1 protein-coding gene is annotated in these 499 nt (G+C 60.9%); it reads right to left on the reverse strand.

Translation table 11 applies throughout. The features are described 5' to 3' along the window. A partial coding sequence (locus IV91_RS0113870; RefSeq protein WP_035418498.1) for an IS1595 family transposase occupies nucleotides 1–498 on the reverse strand: 498 nt, incomplete at its 3' end. Nucleotide 499 lies beyond the last annotated feature (1 nt).

The raw sequence follows: 499 nt of genomic DNA on the forward strand, positions 1-499 counted from the left end.
CATGTCGTGGACGCCACTGCCTTTGCCGCGCGTCCTGCCGCCGACATAGGTTTCGTCGACCTCTACGTGTTCATGGGCCTTGCCGCCGATCCTGTCCTGGTCGGGGCGCACCATGCCTGCCCGGAGTTTGTGGAGAATCTGGAATGCCGTCTCATACCTGGGCAGCCCAAGTTGCCGCTGGAACTGCACGGCAGACATGCCGGGCGTCTGGCTGGTAACCAGATAGGCAGCCCAGAACCAGATGTTAAGCGGCGTATGCGACCCCTCCATCACGGTTCCGGCTTTCAAGCCGGTATCCCTGCGACACTCGCGGCACCGAAACACGTTTGGACGGTTCGCAAACCGAAGTGGCTCACCGCCTGCCTCGCAATGTGGGCAAACAAAACCGTCCGGCCAACGCAACTTCTCCAGGTAAGCAGCACACGCCCCAACATCTGGAAAAAGCCGCTGGAATTCCGGCAGCGAGTGCGGGAACGGCAGATCGTCACGTTGATGGATG

It is taken from the genome of Ferrovum myxofaciens (genome assembly GCF_000735045.1).
Lineage (GTDB): Bacteria > Pseudomonadota > Gammaproteobacteria > Burkholderiales > Ferrovaceae > Ferrovum > Ferrovum myxofaciens.